This is a genomic window from Comamonas sp. A23, from assembly GCF_004522605.1.
GTDB classification, from domain to species: domain Bacteria; phylum Pseudomonadota; class Gammaproteobacteria; order Burkholderiales; family Burkholderiaceae_C; genus Comamonas; species Comamonas thiooxydans.
This window is the reverse complement of record NZ_RSDT01000005.1, coordinates 160,446-179,221: the sequence shown is the minus strand read 5'-3', so window position 1 is coordinate 179,221 and position 18,776 is coordinate 160,446. Positions and strand designations below refer to the sequence as shown.

17 protein-coding genes are annotated in these 18,776 nt (G+C 61.7%); 2 read left to right on the top strand and 15 right to left on the bottom strand.

Going from position 1 to position 18,776, the window contains the following annotated elements; translation table 11 throughout:
- Positions 1–371: 371 nt before the first annotated feature.
- From glmM to EIC84_RS13755, 4 genes are all read right to left on the bottom strand, one after another.
- Positions 372–1,706, bottom strand: a complete 1,335-nt coding sequence (gene glmM / locus EIC84_RS13770; protein WP_003067335.1) for a phosphoglucosamine mutase — start codon at positions 1,704–1,706, stop codon at positions 372–374.
- A 36-nt stretch (positions 1,707–1,742) separates the two neighbouring features.
- Positions 1,743–2,591: a dihydropteroate synthase gene (folP, locus tag EIC84_RS13765; RefSeq protein ID WP_003067337.1), complete on the bottom strand. Its 849-nt coding sequence runs from the start codon at positions 2,589–2,591 to the stop codon at positions 1,743–1,745.
- Positions 2,592–2,662: 71 nt separating this feature from the next.
- A complete protein-coding gene (ftsH, locus tag EIC84_RS13760) occupies positions 2,663–4,585 on the bottom strand; it encodes an ATP-dependent zinc metalloprotease FtsH (RefSeq protein ID WP_003067340.1) in 1,923 nt (640 codons plus the stop codon).
- 246 nt (positions 4,586–4,831) lie between these two features.
- The gene (locus EIC84_RS13755) at positions 4,832–5,494 is read right to left on the bottom strand and encodes an RlmE family RNA methyltransferase (protein ID WP_003053442.1); all 663 of its coding nucleotides are present in this window, start codon (positions 5,492–5,494) and stop codon (positions 4,832–4,834) included.
- A 32-nt stretch (positions 5,495–5,526) separates the two neighbouring features.
- Between EIC84_RS13755 and EIC84_RS13750 the strand changes: the two genes are divergently transcribed.
- Both EIC84_RS13750 and EIC84_RS13745 read left to right on the top strand, forming a co-directional pair.
- Complete coding sequence (locus EIC84_RS13750; protein WP_003067342.1) at positions 5,527–5,997, top strand: YhbY family RNA-binding protein; 471 nt, start codon at positions 5,527–5,529, stop codon at positions 5,995–5,997.
- Between the two features lie 62 nt (positions 5,998–6,059).
- The gene (locus EIC84_RS13745) at positions 6,060–6,818 is read left to right on the top strand and encodes a glycosyl transferase (protein ID WP_012839116.1); all 759 of its coding nucleotides are present in this window, start codon (positions 6,060–6,062) and stop codon (positions 6,816–6,818) included.
- Positions 6,819–6,902: 84 nt separating this feature from the next.
- Here the strand turns inward: EIC84_RS13745 and EIC84_RS13740 are convergent, their stop codons facing one another.
- The 11 genes from EIC84_RS13740 to lpxD form a co-directional block, all read right to left on the bottom strand.
- Positions 6,903–7,787 carry a Kdo hydroxylase family protein gene (locus EIC84_RS13740; protein ID WP_003067346.1) on the bottom strand — a complete coding sequence of 295 codons (885 nt, stop codon included), beginning with the start codon at positions 7,785–7,787 and terminating at the stop codon, positions 6,903–6,905.
- Between the two features lie 46 nt (positions 7,788–7,833).
- Positions 7,834–8,253: a DUF4149 domain-containing protein gene (locus EIC84_RS13735; RefSeq protein ID WP_003067348.1), complete on the bottom strand. Its 420-nt coding sequence runs from the start codon at positions 8,251–8,253 to the stop codon at positions 7,834–7,836.
- A gap of 129 nt (positions 8,254–8,382) precedes the next feature.
- Complete coding sequence (gene greA, locus EIC84_RS13730) at positions 8,383–8,859, bottom strand: transcription elongation factor GreA (RefSeq protein ID WP_003067350.1); 477 nt, start codon at positions 8,857–8,859, stop codon at positions 8,383–8,385.
- A gap of 220 nt (positions 8,860–9,079) precedes the next feature.
- On the bottom strand, positions 9,080–12,331 hold the full coding sequence (gene carB / locus EIC84_RS13725; protein ID WP_003067353.1) for a carbamoyl-phosphate synthase large subunit: 3,252 nt from the start codon (positions 12,329–12,331) through the stop codon (positions 9,080–9,082).
- Entirely contained in the window at positions 12,324–13,496 is a 1,173-nt protein-coding gene (gene carA / locus EIC84_RS13720; RefSeq protein WP_034362605.1) for a glutamine-hydrolyzing carbamoyl-phosphate synthase small subunit, read from the bottom strand. The genes carB and carA overlap by 8 nt, the downstream gene beginning before the upstream one ends.
- A 172-nt stretch (positions 13,497–13,668) precedes the next feature.
- Positions 13,669–14,460: an RNA methyltransferase gene (locus EIC84_RS13715; RefSeq protein WP_003067356.1), complete on the bottom strand. Its 792-nt coding sequence runs from the start codon at positions 14,458–14,460 to the stop codon at positions 13,669–13,671.
- A gap of 128 nt (positions 14,461–14,588) precedes the next feature.
- Positions 14,589–15,320, bottom strand: a complete 732-nt coding sequence (gene rnhB / locus EIC84_RS13710; protein WP_034362608.1) for a ribonuclease HII — start codon at positions 15,318–15,320, stop codon at positions 14,589–14,591.
- The gene (gene lpxB, locus EIC84_RS13705; protein WP_003067359.1) at positions 15,283–16,479 is read right to left on the bottom strand and encodes a lipid-A-disaccharide synthase; all 1,197 of its coding nucleotides are present in this window, start codon (positions 16,477–16,479) and stop codon (positions 15,283–15,285) included. The genes rnhB and lpxB overlap by 38 nt, the downstream gene beginning before the upstream one ends.
- A gap of 50 nt (positions 16,480–16,529) precedes the next feature.
- On the bottom strand, positions 16,530–17,318 hold the full coding sequence (gene lpxA / locus EIC84_RS13700) for an acyl-ACP--UDP-N-acetylglucosamine O-acyltransferase (RefSeq protein WP_171832531.1): 789 nt from the start codon (positions 17,316–17,318) through the stop codon (positions 16,530–16,532).
- 15 nt (positions 17,319–17,333) lie between these two features.
- Complete coding sequence (gene fabZ / locus EIC84_RS13695) at positions 17,334–17,774, bottom strand: 3-hydroxyacyl-ACP dehydratase FabZ (protein WP_003053425.1); 441 nt, start codon at positions 17,772–17,774, stop codon at positions 17,334–17,336.
- Positions 17,774–18,775, bottom strand: a complete 1,002-nt coding sequence (gene lpxD, locus EIC84_RS13690; protein ID WP_034362610.1) for a UDP-3-O-(3-hydroxymyristoyl)glucosamine N-acyltransferase — start codon at positions 18,773–18,775, stop codon at positions 17,774–17,776. Before lpxD ends, fabZ begins: the two co-directional genes overlap by 1 nt.
- Position 18,776 lies beyond the last annotated feature (1 nt).

Genomic DNA, 18,776 nt, shown 5'->3' with positions numbered 1-18,776 from the left:
TGGTGCCCGGCCGCCCCGGCTTGCGCAACTGCAGCCGGTTCGCTCGCGCAGTTGTCGACCGCCGTCGTGACAGGAGGCACAAGCGAGATATGCGCCAGACCCAGGGATGCAGGTCCCGCCTCATGCGCCTGACTATCGGTCTGCGAGGTCACTGGGGAAACTGCAACCGGATCCTGCCCTGAAGATGAAGTGATGGAAGTGGAAAAAAAAGAGTCGGAACCAGATACGGATTGGGACATGTGGCAGCAGCCTGCGAAAGCTTGAAGCGCCCCTGAGGGCATGTCCGCAGTCTGCCCATGGTTTATGACAATTAGATGACCAAAAGATGACTGTCATCGTTGTTCATGACAGTCATCAGGGTTTGCGCAGCTTCAGCTGGCCCTGACCACCTCGGCCAGACGCTCGGCACAGTTGCTGGCCATGTCCGCACTCCTGGCCTCGACCATGACTCGCACCAGGGGCTCGGTACCGCTGGGACGGATCAGCACACGGCCGTCGCTGCCCAGCAGCTTTTCAACCGCTGCCTGCTCACCTGGCAGCTTGGCGTTGCTCTTCCAGTCCTGGCCAGGCTGCAAGCGCACATTGATCATGACCTGGGGGAACAGCTTCACGGACTCCAGCCACTGGGCAATGGTCTTCTTCGAGCGCACGCAGGCTTGCAGCACCTGCAGTGCACTGACCAGGCCGTCACCGGTCGTGTGCTTGTCCAGCGCCAGCAGGTGGCCCGAGCTTTCGCCGCCCAGCTGCCAGCCCTTGGCATTGAGCGCCTCCAGCACATAGCGGTCTCCCACCTTGGCACGGACAAAACCCACGCCCTGCTCCTTGAGCGCCTGCTCCACCGCCATATTGGTCATCAGGGTTCCCGCCACGCCGCTGACTACGTCGCCGCGAGCCAGACGATCGGCCGCCATGAGATAGAGCAGCTCGTCGCCGTTGTAGAGACGGCCTTGCGCATCGACCAGTTGCAGACGGTCGGCATCGCCGTCCAGCGCCACGCCATAGTCGGCATTGTTGGCACGCACCGCCCTCACCAGCGCTTCGGGATGGGTCGCGCCAACTCCCTCGTTGATGTTCAGGCCGTCCGGGGAGCAGCCGATTTCCACCACATTGGCACCCAGCTCGTGAAAGACCTTGGGAGCAATCTGATAGGCCGCGCCATGGGCCGCATCCACTACGATCTTCAGGCCCCGCAACGACAGGCTGTGATCGAAAGTGCTTTTGCAGAACTCGATATAACGGCCGGCGGCATCGGCCAGACGTCGCGCCTTGCCCAAAGAGGCTGAATCCACCCAGACGGGGTCTTCCTTGAGAGCGGCCTCCACATCCTCTTCCCAGGAATCAGGCAGCTTGGTGCCCTCGGCACTGAAGAACTTGATGCCGTTGTCATAAAACGGGTTGTGGCTGGCGCTGATCACCACCCCCAGGCTGGCGCGCTGGGCACGCGTCAGATAGGCCACGCCCGGTGTCGGCAAGGGGCCAAGCAACATGACATCGACACCGGCAGAGTTGAAGCCCGACTCGAGCGCGCTCTCCAGCATGTAGCCAGAGATGCGGGTGTCCTTGCCGATCAGCACCAGAGGGCGCTCTTGCGTGCGACGCAACACGCGCCCCACGGCATGTGCCAGGCGCAGGGCAAAGTCAGGCGTGATGGGCGACTTGCCCACCGTGCCGCGAATCCCGTCGGTGCCGAAATACTGTCGTGCCATATTCTCGTTGTCCTTTTTAGATTCAATACTCTGTCATCAGGCCTGCAGCGCTTGCGCATCATGCATGGCCTGCCAGACTGCCAGCGCAGCCACCGTATCCTTCACATCGTGGACACGCACAATTTTGGCCCCACGCTCGACCGCCAGCAATGCCGCCGCGACGCTGGGCACCATGCGCTGATCCACAGGCAGGCCGGTCACCTGCCCCAGCGAGCCCTTGCGCGACCAACCCGCCAGCAAGGGGAAGTCTAGGCCCAGCAGCTCACGCTGATGTGCAAGCAAGGCAAAATTTTGTACCACGCTCTTGCCGAACCCAATACCGTAATCCCAGGCGATGCGCGAGCGTGCAACGCCTGCATCGAGCAAAGGCTGAGTCACCTGCAGCAGAAAGTCCCGAACTTGAGCCACGGCATCGCCCTGCATATGCTCCAGGTGCATGTCTTGCGGGGTCTTGTGCATATGCATCAGGCACACGCCACAGCTGGCGTGCCTGCTCACCACCTCGAAGGCACCGGGCTGGCGCAGCGCCCAGATGTCGTTGATGATGTCCGCCCCCAGATCCAGAGACGCGGCCATGACTTCGGGCTTGTAGGTATCGATGGAGATGGGCACGTTGAGCTTGACGGCTTCACGCAGCACGGGCAGAACGCGAGCCAGCTCGTCTTCGAGACTCACAGCGGGCGACCCCGGCCTGGTGGACTCGCCACCTATATCCAGAATATGCGCCCCTTGCTCCAGAAGCAGCTCCGCATGGGCCATGGCCTGGGATACACCGGCATGCCTGCCTCCGTCCGAAAAGGAATCCGGGGTCACATTCACAATGCCCATGACCTGAGGCTTGTCAAGCTGCAAGAGAAAACGCGAGGTTTGCCACTGTTGCGACATAAATCTTCCGATATCTGAGAGTGCAAAAACAAAAGGCCCCTGAGGGACCTTTTGTGTATGAGGCTTGGCGCTCAAGCCGTAGTCGGCGAGGGCTCGGCATTCGATGCGGGATTGCCTCCCGAGGAATTGCCACCATCCGACGAGGGTGGGTTGCGAGGCGTCCAGTCCTTGGGAGGACGAGGCTCCTTGCCTGCCATGATGTCGTTGAGCTGCTCGGCGTCGATCGTCTCCCAGTCCAGCATGGCCTTGGCCATGGCATGCATCTTGTCGCTGTTGTCTTCGATCAGCTTGCGCGCCAGAGCATATTGCTCGTCGATGATGCGACGCACTTCGTCGTCCACCTTCTGCATGGTGGACTCGGACAGATTGGAGCCACGGCTGAAGGTACGGCCCAGGAAAGGTTCGCCTTCCTGCTCGGAATAGACCATGGTGCCCAGGGCATCGCTCATGCCGTAGCGCGTCACCATGTCACGGGCGATCTGGGTCGCGCGCTCGAAGTCGTTGGACGCACCAGTCGTCATCTGGTTCATGAACACTTCTTCGGCGATACGGCCACCAAACAGCATGGCGATCTGGTTGAGCATGTACTCCTTGTCATAGGAGTAGCGGTCCTTCTCGGGCAGGCTCATGGTCACGCCCAGCGCACGGCCGCGCGGGATGATGGTGACCTTGTGCACGGGATCGCACTTGGGCAGCAGCTTGCCGATGAGGGCATGGCCGGCTTCATGGTAGGCCGTGTTGCGGCGCTCTTCCTCGGGCATGACCATGGTCTTGCGCTCGGGGCCCATGATGATCTTGTCCTTGGCCTTCTCGAAGTCCTGCATCTCCACAGTGCGCGCATTGCGGCGTGCCGCCATCAGAGCCGCTTCGTTGCAGAGGTTGGCCAGATCGGCGCCCGACATGCCGGGCGTGCCGCGCGCGATGATGGCGGGGTTCACGTCCTGGCCCACGGGAATCTTGCGCATGTGCACGTTCAGGATCTGCTCGCGGCCGCGGATATCGGGCAGCGTCACATAGACCTGACGGTCGAAACGACCGGGGCGCAGCAAGGCCGCATCCAGAATGTCGGGGCGGTTGGTTGCCGCCACCACGATCACACCGAGGTTGGTCTCGAAACCGTCCATCTCGACCAGCATCTGATTCAGTGTCTGCTCGCGCTCGTCGTTGCCGCCGCCCATGCCGGCACCGCGCTGGCGACCGACGGCGTCGATTTCGTCGATGAAGATGATGCAAGGCGCATTCTTCTTGGCGTTCTCGAACATGTCGCGCACGCGGGCCGCGCCCACGCCGACGAACATTTCAACGAAATCGGAACCCGAGATCGAGAAGAAAGGCACCTTGGCTTCGCCCGCGATGGACTTGGCCAGCAGCGTCTTGCCGGTACCGGGAGGGCCGACCAGCAGCAGACCGCGGGGAATGCGGCCGCCGAGCTTCTGGAACTTGTTGGGGTCCTTGAGGAAGTCCACGACTTCCTTGACTTCTTCCTTGGCCTCATCGGCACCAGCCACGTCGGCAAAGGTGACGGTATTGCTGTTCTCGTCGAGCATGCGCGCCTTGGACTTGCCGAAGCTGAAGGCGCCGCCCTTGCCGCCACCCTGCATCTGGCGCATGAAGTACACCCATACGCCGATCAACAGCAGCATGGGGCCCCAGCTCACGAGCAGCGTCATGAGCAGCGAGCCTTCTTCACGTGGCTTGACGTCGAACTTGACGTTGTTGTTGATCAGGTCGCCCACCAGACCGCGATCGAGGTAGGTGGCCGTAGTGCGGATCTTGCGGTCATCGGTGGTGGTGGCTACGACCTCGGTACCGCCAGCACCTTCCTGAATGGTGGCGCTCTTGATACGGTTGTTGCGCACTTGCTCCAGGAATTCCGAGTAGCCAACATGAGAGGCACCGCCAGCACCTCGGGTGTCAAACTGTTTGAACACCGTAAACAGCACCATGGCGATGACCAGCCAGACGGCGACTTTTGAAAACCACTGATTGTTCAAGCGGGGCTCCAATGGAATATTCAGACGTAAAGGCCCGGAGGGGACTCCAGACCTAGTTGAGGTTCATTTTAGGTGTTTCAAGCGCCAAAGACGCCTATTTCCCCCTATAGCGGCCATAGGCAAGGTACGGCCCAGCAGGCAATCGGCCCTAAGCCTGTGTTTTATCAAGGCTTTGCGCTATCAGTTTCACTGGTTTGCTGCAGCAAGGCATGAGGTCAAATGCCCCTATGCAAGCCGGCAACTCCGTCAAGAGCCCTGCTTGAGACCCATCCCCACCAGGAAAATCTCGGCAGACCGGTCGCGCGATGCCTTGGGCTTGATGGGCTTGACCACCTTGAAGGTCTGCTTGAACAGATCCACCAGCTCGTTATAGCCGCTGCCGTGAAAAAGCTTGACCACCAGCGCGCCCTCGGGCTTCATGTTGTTGATCGCAAAATCGACGGCCATCTCGATGAGCACCGCAACCCGCGCCCCGTCCGTGGCACCATGCCCCGACAGATTGGGCGCCATGTCCGAGACCACCACGTCGGCCTTGCCGCCGCCCATGGCCTCTTCCAGCTGCGCCAGCACCGCCTCCTCACGAAAGTCGCCCTGGATGTAATGCACGCCCTCGATGGGCTCCATGGGCAGCAGGTCCAGCGAGATGATGCGGCCGTTGAGCTCGCCCACGGCCGCACCGCTGGGCGAGAGACGACGGCGCACATACTGGCTCCAGGCGCCGGGCGCGCAACCCAGGTCCACCACGGTGTGGCCGGGCTGAATCAGCTTGAGCGACTCGTCAATTTCCTTGAGCTTGTAGGCCGCGCGCGCACGATAGCCGTCCTTTTGGGCAGCTTTCACATAGGGGTCATTGATGTGATCGTGCAGCCAATTCTTATTGACCTTCTTGCTTTTGGTTTTCGTTTTCATGCCTGAATTCTCGCAGCCTTGATAATACGGGTATGCCCCAAATTGAATTAACTCCCGCGCAGCGCCGGGAACACCGCGCCGAAGCCCACCATCTGGACCCCGTCGTCCTCATCGGTGGCGATGGTCTGACCACTGCCGTTCAAAAGGAAGTGGACGCCGCACTCAATGCCCATGGTCTGATCAAGGTCCGCGTTTTCGGCGACGACCGTGCAGCCCGCGAGCAAATCTATCAACAACTCTGCGACGAGCTGAACGCAGCTCCCATCCAGCACATCGGCAAGCTGCTGGTGCTGTGGCGCCCTATTCCCGAAAAGGAAAAGGCCTTTGACGAAGACCGCATGCCCGGTCCTCGCGACGTCAAGGTGCTCAAGTTCGGCCGCGCCGGCCAGAAGCCCGAAGTCAAGCAGCTGCGCGTGCTCGGCAACCAGCGCCTGACCGCTGGCGGCACCATCAAGCGCGCCAAGCCCAAGCAGAAGTCGGTCAAGAAAGGCCGTCAGGACTGATCTGCCGATCCGCCCTGTCTGCCCGCCCCATTGCCTTATTTCCTCGCCGAGACCGCCAACCCATGGTTCAGACCACACAGCAGCAACGCCACATTCTTTGCATGAAATGGGGCACCAAATACGGCCCGGAGTACGTCAACCGACTCTATGCCATGGTGCGCCGCCATCTCAGCGGAGATTTTCGCTTTGTCTGCCTGACCGACAGCACAGAGGGGATTCGCTCCGAAGTGGAGTGCTTTCCCATCCCCGACCTGAACATCCATCTGGCGCCCGGCCAGCGTGACGGCGCCTGGAAGAAGCTCACCACCTTCGAGCGCGACCTGCATGGCCTCAAGGGTCAGGCGCTGTTCCTGGACCTGGACGTGGTGATTGTGGGCAGCCTCGACGAGTTCTTCACGCTGCCCGGCGACTTCCGCATCATTCACGACTACCCGCGTTTCTGGCGCTTTGGCGAACGCATTGTCGGCAACTCCTCGGTCTACCGCTTCGAGCTGGGTGCCCATGCCGATGTGCTGGAGCATTTCCGCGCGCACACCGAAGAGATGCGCGGCAAGTACCGCAACGAGCAGGAGTATCTGTCGCACTTTCTGCACAAGCAGGGCAAGCTGGACTACTGGCCTGCCGCCTGGTGCCCCAGCTTCAAGTACTACTGCATTCCGACCTGGCCCAGCAACTACTGGAAGGAGCCGGTGCCGCCGGCCGATGCGCGCATCGTGATCTTCCACGGCGAAGTGAACCCGCCCGACGCGCTGGAAGGCCGTCGCAACAAGCGCTTTCGCCATATCGAGCCAGCCAGGTGGATCGAGAAGGCCTGGGGCTGAAGGACGGCTGCAGTTGCAGCCTCAAAAACAAAAGGCGTTGACCGCGAGGTTCAACGCCTTTTTTGTGCTCGCCTGACCGATGGATCAGCGATATTTGGCATCGACCAGCGGATGCCCCTTCATGCGCGAGAGAATGGAAAGCGGGCTGGCCGCCGGGTTGTATTCGCTGCCTGGCGGCAGGAACAAGGTCTGCTCCAGCATGTACTGCCCCGACATGACGGCATGCACTGCCTGATCGGAGAAACACACCCAGGTGGAACCTGCCGCGAAAGGCACGGTTTCCTGGGGAGCATTTTTCTGATAGTCGGGATCGCCCTTCATGCCGTCATGCAGCTGCAGCATCAAATGGTCGTATTCGCTGCGATAGGACTTGGTCACATGCAGCAGCTCCAGCGCCTTGGCCTGCCAGGCGCTGTAGGGCTTGGCACGCGGCACAAAACGCTTGGCCACATCGGTGAAGGGCTCGCCCACTCGCCAGACCCGGGGCTGGCCATCCGGGTTGACATTGGTGAAGACGCGCAGAATGCGCTCGCCATAGTTGGGCCGCGAAGGAAAGGCATCCACATGCATGCGCTTGTCGTCGGCACGCCAGGACTGCGCCCGCGTCTCCACCTGCGAAGGTCGGTAGCTGGTGGGTGCCATGCGCACCACCGGCATATAGGCGGGAAACAGGCCGGCGATCAGCGCCGTGGCCTGGTCGCGAAAGCGCCTGACCATGCCCGCCACCTGGGCCTGCGTGGCCTCGTCGCCTGCCACACCCTTGATCGAACCATCCACATTGAGGCTGATATTGCGCGTCTTGGGATCGCGCACATCGGGGCGCAGCAGCGCTTTCTCCTGCTCGGTCAGCTGAAAGCTCAGTTGCGGAAAGTACAGCACCTTGCCGGCTTCGACGGCAGCAGTCCATTCATCGCGCCCCTGGACCTGGCTCCAGTCGGTCGCGTCGATTTTTACGATTTGAGATTCCATGGCTTCGGCAGTGTACTCCCCGCAGCTGGCGCGGGCTTGCACTGGATCAAGCCGGCTTGCGCGCGCCCGCCACACGCCACAGCACGATGGCGGCGCACAGCCACTGCAGCGCATACATGCCGGTGCCTACGCTGTGCCAGAGCCTGAGGTTCTCGCGCGCCACGATCTTGGGCGACACGCCGTACTGCACCAGCAGCGCCAGCAACATGCCGGCGATAACAAAACCGATAGCTGCTTGCGCCCATTGCTCAATCTTTTCAGCATGTTTTCGCTTTGAAAACACCAGCAGAAGAGCGCAACATGCTATGGAAATCCAGGTCTGCGCGGCGAACAGCTTGGCCGCCATAAAGCCCGCCAGAGCCGGCGTGGGCAGATGGGCAAACAGCATCGGCACGGCCACAAAGCCAATGGAGCACAGACTGCCCCACCATAAAGCGGCCAGGAAAACAGGCAAACGCTCGTACATAGTCACGAATCCTTGAACGCGGCGCAGCGCCCAGGCCAGAAACATCAAGCAAGGGCAGCCCCGCAGCGAAGATGTTGCCCCCCTCCGCGAGGCAGAGAGCGGGAAGGCGCGCAGCGCCTCAGGGGGTGCTTATACGTACTTTACGCCAACGATTTCATAGCGACGCTCGCCGCCCGGTGCCTGCACCACGGCGGTATCGCCCTCTTCCTTGCCGATCAGGGCACGGGCAATGGGGCTGGACACATTGATCAGGCCGTGCTTGAGATCGGCCTCGTCCTCGCCCACGATCTGGTAGGTCACGGGCGAGCCGCTGTCTTCATCTTCCAGGTCCACGGTCGCGCCGAACACCACGCGACCGCCGGCATCCAGCTCGGTCGGGTCGATGACCTGCGCGGCGGATAGCTTGCCCTCGACCTCGAGGATGCGGCCTTCGATGAAGCCCTGCTGCTCCTTCGCGGATTCATATTCGGCGTTTTCGCTCAGGTCACCCTGAGCACGGGCCTCTGCAATGGCTTGAATGACCGCGGGACGATCCACAGTCTTCAGGCGTTGCAGTTCCACTTTGAGCTTTTCTGCTCCGCGCTTGGTGATTGGGATGGTGGCCATGATCGAGTCTCCAAATTCAGCAAACGCCGCGCCAAGCGCGGCACCTCTCGCACAGTCCTGAGTGACAACGTCAAACAGGGGCCTGTGCCCCAAAAGCAAACCGCCGCACGTTGCCGCGCGGCGGTTCAAATACATTACCGCAGATTATGCCGTGTTTGCCGCGGCACAAGTGCGGTAAAAACCCGGCAGCCCTTGCGGGCTGCTTCGGGCGTCAGGCTTTTCAGGCCTTGGTCAGCATGGCATGCAGCTCTTGCACCGAGTGCACGTCCAGATTGCCGCGCATGGCCTTCATGCCTTCCACGGCCGCTTCCGCGCCGAAGATGGTGGTGAAGGTGGTCACACGTGCCAGCAGCGCGCTGGTACGGATCTGGCGCGAGTCGGCGATGGCGTTGCGACGCTCTTCCACGGTGTTGATGACCAGGGCAATTTCGCCGTTCTTGATCATGTCCACGATGTGAGGACGGCCTTCAGTCACCTTGTTGACCGCCTGCACTTCCAGGCCAGCCTCAGCAATCGCTGCAGCTGTACCGCGTGTAGCGCACAGGCTGTAGCCCATGGCAACCAGTTCCTTGGCCACGGCCACGGCACGGGTCTTGTCGTTGTTCTTCACCGACAGGAAGACCTTGCCTTCGGCGGGCAGGTGCACGCCGGCACCCATCTGGCTCTTCACAAAGGCTTCGCCAAAGGTCTTGCCCACGCCCATGACTTCACCGGTGGACTTCATCTCGGGGCCGAGAATGGTGTCCACACCAGGGAACTTCACGAACGGGAACACGGCTTCCTTGACGCTGAAGTAAGGCGGTGTGACTTCCTTGGTGATGCCCTGCTCGGCCAGCGTGTCGCCGGCCATGCAGCGTGCAGCCACCTTGGCCAGTTGCACGCCGGTGGCCTTGGAGACGAAGGGCACGGTGCGCGAGGCACGAGGGTTCACTTCCAGCACGTAGATCACGTCCTGGCCGTCCGCTTCCTTGATGGCGAACTGCACATTCATCAGGCCCACCACATGCAGGCCTTCGGCCATGGCTGCGGTCTGGCGCTTGATCTCAGCGACGGTCTCGGCCTTCAGGTAGTAAGGGGGCAGCGAGCAGGCGGAATCACCGGAGTGAACGCCGGCTTGCTCGATGTGCTCCATCACGCCGCCGATGTACACGGCACCGGTCTTGTCGCGCACGCAGTCCACGTCGCACTCGATGGCGTTGGACAGGAAGTGGTCCAGCAGCACGGGAGAGTCGTTGGAGACCTTCACGGCTTCGCGCATGTAGCGCTCAAGGTCACGCTGCTCGTGCACGATTTCCATGGCACGGCCGCCCAGCACATAGGAAGGACGCACCACCAGGGGGTAACCCAGGCCGGCAGCCTTTTCCAGGGCTTCGGCTTCGGTACGCGCAGTGGCGTTGGGAGGCTGGCGCAGACCCAGTTCGTTGAGCAGCTTCTGGAAGCGCTCGCGGTCCTCGGCGGCGTCGATCATGTCGGGCGTGGTGCCGATGATCTTCACGCCTTCGCGCTCCAGGCCCAGTGCCAGCTTCAGAGGCGTCTGGCCGCCGTACTGCACGATCACGCCTTCGGGCTGCTCCACGTCCACGATTTCCAGCACGTCTTCCAGCGTCAGAGGCTCGAAGTACAGGCGATCGGAAGTGTCGTAGTCGGTGGACACGGTCTCGGGGTTGCAGTTGACCATGATGGTTTCGTAACCATCTTCGCGCATGGCCATGGCGGCGTGCACGCAGCAATAGTCGAACTCGATGCCCTGGCCGATACGGTTCGGGCCACCGCCCAGCACCATGATCTTCTTCTTGTCCGTGGGAGCTGCTTCGCACTCTTCGTCATACGTGGAGTACATGTATGCGGTGTTGGAAGCGAACTCGGCCGCGCAGGTGTCCACGCGCTTGAACACGGGACGCACCTTCAGCGCCTTGCGCGCTTCGCGCACGGCCTTGTCGCTGGTGTGCAGCAGCTTGGCCAGACGGCGGTCGGAAAAGCCCTTTTGCTTGAGGGTGCGCAGAGTCTGGGCATCCAGAGCCGCCAGAGCGCCTTCGCCCTTGGCTTCGTAGAGCTTGTCCAGGTCGAGTTCGATCTTGACGATCTCCTCGATCTGCACCAGGAACCACTTGTCGATCTTGGTGATGTTGTGCACCTCGTCCAGCGACCAGCCGGCAGCAAAAGCGTCACCCACATACCAGATGCGGTCGGGACCGGGCTCGCCCAGCTCCTTTTCCAGGATTTCGCGGTCCTGGGTCTTTTCGTTCATGCCGTCCACGCCCACTTCCAGGCCGCGCAAGGCCTTCTGGAAGGATTCCTGGAAGGTACGGCCGATGGCCATCACTTCGCCCACGGACTTCATCTGCGTGGTCAGGCGGTTGTCGGCAGCAGGGAACTTCTCGAAGGCGAAACGCGGGATCTTGGTGACTACGTAGTCGATCGAGGGCTCGAACGAAGCGGGGGTCTTGCCACCGGTGATTTCGTTCTTGAGCTCATCCAGCGTGAAGCCCACGGCCAGCTTGGCCGCGATCTTGGCGATGGGGAAGCCCGTGGCCTTGGAAGCCAGTGCCGAGGAACGCGAGACGCGGGGGTTCATCTCGATGACGATCATGCGACCGTCCTTGGGATTCACCGAGAACTGCACGTTGGAGCCGCCCGTGTCCACACCGATCTCGCGCAGAACGGCCAGAGATGCATTACGCATGATCTGGTATTCCTTGTCGGTCAGTGTCTGGGCCGGCGCCACGGTGATGGAGTCACCGGTGTGCACGCCCATGGGATCCAGGTTTTCGATGGAGCAGACGATGATGCAGTTGTCCGCGGTGTCGCGCACCACCTCCATCTCGTACTCTTTCCAGCCCAGCAGGGATTCTTCGATCAGCAGCTCGTTGGTGGGCGAAGCCTCCAGACCGCGCTTGCAGATGGTTTCGAATTCCTCGGGGTTGTAGGCAATGCCGCCGCCGGTGCCGCCCAGCGTGAAGCTGGGGCGGATGACGGTGGGGAAGCCCATCTGCTTTTGCACGGCCCAGGCTTCGTCCATGGAGTGGGCGATGCCGGAGCGCGCGGAGCCCAGACCGATCTTGGTCATGGCGTCCTTGAACTTCAGACGGTCTTCGGCCTTGTCGATGGCTTCGGGCTTGGCGCCGATCAGCTCGACCTTGTACTTGTCCAGCACGCCGTTCTTCCACAGGTCCAGCGCGCAGTTCAGCGCGGTCTGGCCGCCCATGGTTGGCAGGATGGCATCGGGGCGTTCCTTGGCGATGATCTTCTCGACCGTCTGCCAAGTGATGGGCTCGATGTAGGTGACGTCGGCGGTGGCCGGGTCGGTCATGATCGTGGCAGGGTTGCTGTTGATCAGGATGACCTTGTAACCCTCTTCACGCAGGGCCTTGCAGGCCTGCACGCCGGAGTAGTCGAACTCGCAGGCCTGACCGATCACGATGGGACCGGCGCCAATGATCAGAATGCTTTTTAGGTCGTTGCGCTTAGGCATTTTTGTGTTTCTCCATCAGCGCTGTGAAGCGGTCAAACAGATAGCCGATATCGTTGGGGCCGGGCGATGCTTCGGGGTGACCCTGGAAGCAGAAGGCAGGCACATCGGTGCGCTCCAGACCTTGCAGCGTGCCGTCAAACAGGCTGATGTGCGTGGCGCGGGCATTGGCGGGCAGCGACTCCAGCTCCACCGCAAAGCCGTGGTTCTGGCTGGTGATGCTGACGTGGCCGGTGTCCAGGTCCTTGACGGGGTGGTTGGCACCGTGATGGCTGTTCTGCATCTTGAAGGTCTTGGCACCGGAGGCCAGAGCCATGATCTGGTGGCCCAGGCAGATACCGAACACCGGCATCTTGGCTGCCATGATCTCTTGCACAGCGGCAATGGCGTAGTCGCAAGGCTCTGGGTCGCCGGGGCCGTTGGACAGGAACACGCCGTCGGGGTTCAGGGCCAACACATCCTTGGCTGGAGTCTGGGCGGGCACGACGGTCACGTCGCAACCGCGCTCGGCCAGCATGCGCAGAATGTTCTTCTTCACGCCGAAGTCATAGGCCACAACCTTGAACTTGGGCGATTCGAGCTTGCCGTAGCCTTCGCCCAGCGTCCACTCGGCCTCGGTCCATGGGTAGGACTTGTCGGTGGACACGACCTTGGCCAGATCCAGCCCCTTCATGCTGGGGGCAGCCTTGGCGGCGGCGATGGCCTCGTCGATCCTGGCCTGGGTGACTTCTTCACCAGAGGCCAGACCCACGATTGCGCCGTTCTGCGCGCCTTGGTCACGCAGCAGTCGCGTGAGCTTGCGGGTGTCGATGTTGGCGATGGCGACGGTCTTACCTTCGGTCAGGTACTCGGACAGCGTCTGGGTGCTTCGGAAGTTGCTGGCCAGCAGGGGCAGGTTCTTGATGATGAGACCTGCGGCATGGATCTTGTCAGCTTCGACGTCTTCAGGATTGACACCGTAGTTGCCGATGTGCGGATACGTGAGCGTCACGATCTGCTGGCAATAGCTGGGGTCGGTGAGGATTTCCTGGTAGCCGGTCAGCGAGGTGTTGAAAACGACTTCGCCAACAGTGGTGCCTTGCGCACCAATCGAGTTGCCAATAAAGACCGTGCCGTCTGCGAGCGCCAGAATGGCGGATGGGAAATTTCCCTTGAGAGACAAAAGCACTGGGTTCTCCGGTTTTTTAATTACGGTTACGCCCAACGAAGCCCCGGCGTGTGCGCTGGGACATTTGTGTCTGCAGGGAATGGCGAGGAAGCGTCGCTAGGCGTATGAAGGAATGCTTGAAAGCCGCCCATTATAGGCTCTGTCCGCTTCACCCCTTTGAAGCGCCCCGGGATTACCCTCTACGGCGTAGCATGCTTACGCTGCTCGCATGCAGGCAGATCGCGGCCGCAGCAGCCACATTGAGTGACTCCTCACCTCCGGGCTGCGCAATGCTGATGCGGTGGCTCGCCATCTCCATCAGCGCATCGCCCACACCCTGCCCTTCATGACCCATGGCCCAGGCACAGGGCCATGGCAGATCTGCCTCATGGATCAATGTCCCCTGATGGGAGCTGGTCACTACCAGGGGCACTTGCAGGCCTTGCACATCATCGACCGAGGCCGCCTCGACCAGATGCAGGCCGAAGTGAGCACCCATGCCGGCACGCAGCACCTTCTGACTCCACAGTGCGGCCGTGCCCTTGAGCGCCAGGATCTGGGTGAAGCCGAAGGCCGACGCGCTGCGCAGGATGCTGCCCACATTGCCGGCATCCTGGACGCGGTCCAGCACCACGGTGGCAACGCCCGGCTGCACCTGCACACCCGCATCCCAGTCCATCACATAGCCCATGCGGGCAGGAGATTCCAGAGCGCTGATCTCGTCGAACAAGGCATCTGCCAGCACCACGACCTTGCCGGCAGCCTGCACCCACTCCTCGGGCGCCTGAGGCCAGAAAGACTGCGCAAAAACGGCAAGCTTTGGTTTCAGACCCCGCACCAGGGCCGCACGGCAAAGATGATCGCCTTCAAGCCAGACCTGCCCCTGTTTGCGATAGGCCGTGCTGTCCTGGGACAGACGGCGCAGTTCTTTGACGAAAGCGTTGTCGCGCGAATGAATGTCCGTGACCTGGGGGCGTGCAGCCATGTCGACCTCTGAGAAAAAACAAAAACCCGGCATGCAAGCGCCTGGCCGGGCTTGAAACAAGAAGATAGAACGCCCGAGGCGGCCCTGCGCCGCACTCGGGAATGCAGACAATGTCGATCAGGCGCGCATCAGACGTAGAGCGATGCCTGCGACATCAGCAGGCTGGACGTCACACCCGACAGCCCGGTCTCGCACAGCACAGGCTGCGCCATGCCGCCTGCACACACCTGGCCGGCTTGCAGCACCTGGGCCACGGGCGCAAAGGAGCGCCTGTGCTCTGCCGTCGCACCATGGGCGCGCAAGGCCTGCAGATGCGCGGCCGTGCCATAGCCCTTGTGTCCGGCAAAGCCGTACTGCGGGTACTGGGCATCCAGGCGTTCGCACCAGCGGTCACGCGTGACCTTGGCCAGGATCGAAGCTGCGGAAATGGCCTGCACCAGCGAGTCCCCCTTGACGATGGCCTCGGCCTGCACATCGATCTGCGGCAGCTGGTTGCCGTCCACCAGCACCAGCACGGGCTTGAGACGCAGGCCCATCACCGCGCGACGCATGGCCAGCAGCGTGGCCTTGAGGATGTTGATCTCGTCGATCTCCTGCACCGAAGCCTGAGCTATGCAAAAGCACAGCGCCTTGGCACGGATCTCGTCGTAGAGCACCTCGCGGCGGTTGGCCGTGAGCTTCTTGGAGTCATTAAGCCCGGCAATGGGCTTCAGGTCGTCCAGGATGACGGCGGCAGCCACCACCGGACCGGCCAGCGGGCCGCGCCCTGCCTCATCCACCCCGGCAACCAGCCCGGGCGGATGCCAGGGCAGGCAACCTTGCTCAAGCAGCGGGGGTGGCAATGATTTTTTGGATCGCATGGGCAGCCAGTTCGGCGGTATCGCGGCGCAGTTCGTGATGTAGCGCGGTGAAGCGCTCAACCAGCGCTTCAATGGTGGCAGGAGAATCCTGGCTGGCTCTGAGCCAGCCCAGTGCGGCCTGGGCCAGCGCCTCGGGTGTTGCCGCATCCTGCAGCAGCTCGGGCACGACAAAATCGCCGCACAGAATATTGGGCAGCCCCACCCAGGGCTGCAGCTGTTTGCGCCTCATCAGGCGCCAGCTCCAGGGATGCATGCTGTAGCTGATGACCATGGGGCGCTTGTAGAGCGCCGCCTCCAGCGTGGCGGTGCCGCTGGCAATCAGCGTGCAGTCGCAGGCTGCCAGCACATCGTGGGACTGGCCCTTGACGATGAGACATTTGCCCTGCATGCCGGCCTCGGCAGCAATGCGCTGCACCTCTTCGTACAGCGAAGGCACGGCCGGCACCACGATCCGGGTCTGAGGCAACGCCTTCTGGACCAGCGCCGCCGCCTTGAAAAAGCCTGAGGCAATGTAGCGCACCTCGGAGCGGCGGCTGCCGGGCAGCAAGGCCAGCACCAGACCCTCTTCGGCCAGGCCCAGGCGCGCACGCGCGGCCGCTCTATCGGGGTGCAGCGGAATCACCTGCGCCAGCGGATGACCGACGTAGGTGGCTTCGATGCCATGCTGGGCCAGCAGTTCGGGCTCGAACGGGAAGATGCACAGCACATGGTCGGCCGCGCGACGGATTTTCTCCACGCGATCGGCACGCCAGGCCCAGATCGATGGACAGACAAAGTGCACGGTCTTGATGCCGGCTTCACGCAAGCCGGTTTCCAGCCCCAGGTTGAAGTCGGGGGCATCCACACCGACGAAGACCGAGGGTGGATGCGCAATCAGGCGCTGGCGCAGCTTTTTGCGAATACCGAGCAACTCGGCCACGCGCGCCAGCACTTCCCAGCTGTAACCATGCACGGCCAGGCGCTCTGACTGCCACCAGGCGTCAAAGCCGCGCTCCTGCATTCTGTCGCCGCCTATGCCCATGGAGCTCGCATCGGGCCAGCGCTGACGAAGACCGTCCAGCAACAGCGAAGCCAGCAGATCGCCCGAGGCCTCGCCTGCCACCATGGCAATGCTGGGCGCTATGGAATCTGGAGCAGCTTGCGCTTGCTTATTAGTCATTTCAGAGCTATTCACGTCTCAAACTCAGATAGGGACAGCGCGAGTCGCTATCAACGTGTAATGCCGTTGCTTGCCGATGCCAGAAAGGACTGCATGAAGTCCACGTCCTGCACGGCTTCAGGCGTTGCCGATTTGATCGCATCCATGGCCGCAATGGCATGTTCCAGCGTCAGACCCTGGCGGTACAGCAGCTTGTGCATTTCACGCACGGCGGCAATGCGCGCATCCGAGAAGCCACGACGCTTGAGACCGATCAGATTCACGCTGCGAGCGGCCAGCGGATTGCCATCCACCGTCATGAAGGGCGGCACATCCTTGTTCACATGGGCCTGAAAGCCCACCATGGCATGTGCACCTATGCGCATGCGCTGCAGCACACCGGTCAGGCCACCAATCGTCACCCAGTCGCCGACATGCACATGGCCTGCCAGCGTGGTGTTGTTCGCCAGTGTGGTCTGGTTGCCAATGATGCAGTCATGCGCGATATGCACATAGGCCATGATCCAGTTGTCATTGCCGATGGTCGTCTCGCCACGATCCTGCGTGGTCCCCGTATTGAAGGTACAGAACTCGCGCACCGTGTTGCGATCGCCGATCACCAGACGTGTGGGCTCGCCCGCGTACTTCTTGTCCTGGGGCTGCGCACCCAGCGATGCAAACTGGAAGATGTGGTTGCCTTCACCAATGGTGGTGTCGCCTTCGATCACGCAATGCGCCCCCACCTTGCTGCCGGCGCCAATGCGCACCCTGGGGCCGATGACCGCATACGGCCCCACCGACACCGAGGTGTCAAGCTGGGCCGCCGGGTCCACCACGGCGGTGGGATGAATCAAGCTCACAGCCGCCATCAACGCTTATCCCACGTGACGCATGGTGCACATCAGCTGAGCTTCAGCGGCCACTTCGCCATCCACGCTGGCGACGGCGTTGAACTTCCAGATGCCGCCACGCACGCGGTCGATGGTGATCTCCAGGGCCAGCTGGTCTCCCGGCACCACGGGGCGCTTGAAGCGAGCAGAGTCGATGCCCACGAAGTAGTAGATATTGTTTTCATCGGGCACCTGGCCCATGGCATCGAAGGCCAGCAGGCCGGCAGCCTGGGCCAGGGCTTCAAGAATCAGCACGCCGGGCATGACCGGACGACCGGGGAAATGCCCGGTGAAGAACGGCTCGTTGAAGGTGACGTTCTTGATCGCCTTGATGCGCGTGTTGCGCTCAAGCTCCAGCACCCGGTCCACCAGAAGAAAGGGATAGCGGTGAGGCAGTTGCTTGAGAATTTCTTGAATATCCATCATCAATTTCCGTTGTTGCTTTGCCGGCCCTCAGCCAGCGCTTGTTCAAGCTTCTTGACCCGCTCCCGGAGCGTGTACAACTGCCTGAAGGTTGCAGCGTTCTTTTCCCATTGCTCGTTCTCTTGCAACGGAAAGATGCCTGTATAAAAACCTGCCTTGGGCAAAGAGCGAGTGACCATGGAGGTCGGCGAAATCACCGTGCCATCCGCAATCGTCAAATGCCCCAGAATATTGGCAGCTCCACCAATCTGGCAGCGCTTGCCGATGCGCGCACTGCCGGCAATACCGGTATTGCCGGCAATCACCGTATGCGCACCAATGTGCACATTGTGGGCAATCTGCACCAGATTATCGATCTTGACGCCATCTTCAATGACTGTGTCATCAAGTGCCCCACGATCCACGCAGGTGTTGGCGCCGATTTCCACATCGTTGCCGATGCGCACGGCCCCCAGCTGCTCTATCTTTTCCCATTGGCCCGCCGAAGGCGCGAAGCCGAAGCCGTCGGCACCGATGACCACACCGGGATGCAGAATGCAACGCTCGCCCAGCACACAGCCCTGGCTGATGGTGACGCGCGATTTCAGCACCGTATCGGCACCGATGACCGCGCCGGCCTCCACCACACACTGCGGCCCCACATAAGCACTTTCATGCACCTGGGCCGTGGCATCCACCACTGCGCTGGCATGAATGCCGCGCGGCCTGCCGCCCTGCTGGTGCGCCTTCCACCACTGGGTGGCACGCGCGAAATAGGCATAAGGATCGGCCGTGACAATGCAGGCACCACGCTGCGCCGCTTCATCGCGCATCATCGGCGCCACAATGACACAGGCCGCCTGTGAGGCGGCCAGTTGCTGGCGATAGCGGGGATTGCTTAAAAAGCTCAGATCACCGTGGCCCGCAGAGTCCAGTGGAGCGATGCGCGAGATAGGCATCTCGCGCTCGCCACCTACCAGTTCTCCACCGAGCGCATCGAGAATCTGTCCCAATAGAACGCTCACA

Bases quoted from the DNA above. Each gene is read 5' to 3' on its own strand.
- fabZ (WP_003053425.1), bottom strand. From the start codon at position 17,774: ATGATGGATATTCAAGAAATTCTCAAGCAACTGCCTCACCGCTATCCC.
- lpxB (WP_003067359.1), bottom strand. From the start codon at position 16,479: ATGACTAATAAGCAAGCGCAAGCTGCTCCAGATTCCATAGCGCCCAGC.
- EIC84_RS13715 (WP_003067356.1), bottom strand. From the start codon at position 14,460: ATGGCTGCACGCCCCCAGGTCACGGACATTCATTCGCGCGACAACGCT.
- greA (WP_003067350.1), bottom strand. From the start codon at position 8,859: ATGGCCACCATCCCAATCACCAAGCGCGGAGCAGAAAAGCTCAAAGTG.
- folP (WP_003067337.1), bottom strand. From the start codon at position 2,591: ATGTCGCAACAGTGGCAAACCTCGCGTTTTCTCTTGCAGCTTGACAAG.
- EIC84_RS13755 (WP_003053442.1), bottom strand. From the start codon at position 5,494: ATGAAAACGAAAACCAAAAGCAAGAAGGTCAATAAGAATTGGCTGCAC.
- glmM (WP_003067335.1), bottom strand. From the start codon at position 1,706: ATGGCACGACAGTATTTCGGCACCGACGGGATTCGCGGCACGGTGGGC.
- EIC84_RS13745 (WP_012839116.1), top strand. From the start codon at position 6,060: ATGGTTCAGACCACACAGCAGCAACGCCACATTCTTTGCATGAAATGG.
- carB (WP_003067353.1), bottom strand. From the start codon at position 12,331: ATGCCTAAGCGCAACGACCTAAAAAGCATTCTGATCATTGGCGCCGGT.
- EIC84_RS13750 (WP_003067342.1), top strand. From the start codon at position 5,527: ATGCCCCAAATTGAATTAACTCCCGCGCAGCGCCGGGAACACCGCGCC.
- rnhB (WP_034362608.1), bottom strand. From the start codon at position 15,320: ATGCGATCCAAAAAATCATTGCCACCCCCGCTGCTTGAGCAAGGTTGC.
- EIC84_RS13740 (WP_003067346.1), bottom strand. From the start codon at position 7,787: ATGGAATCTCAAATCGTAAAAATCGACGCGACCGACTGGAGCCAGGTC.
- EIC84_RS13735 (WP_003067348.1), bottom strand. From the start codon at position 8,253: ATGTACGAGCGTTTGCCTGTTTTCCTGGCCGCTTTATGGTGGGGCAGT.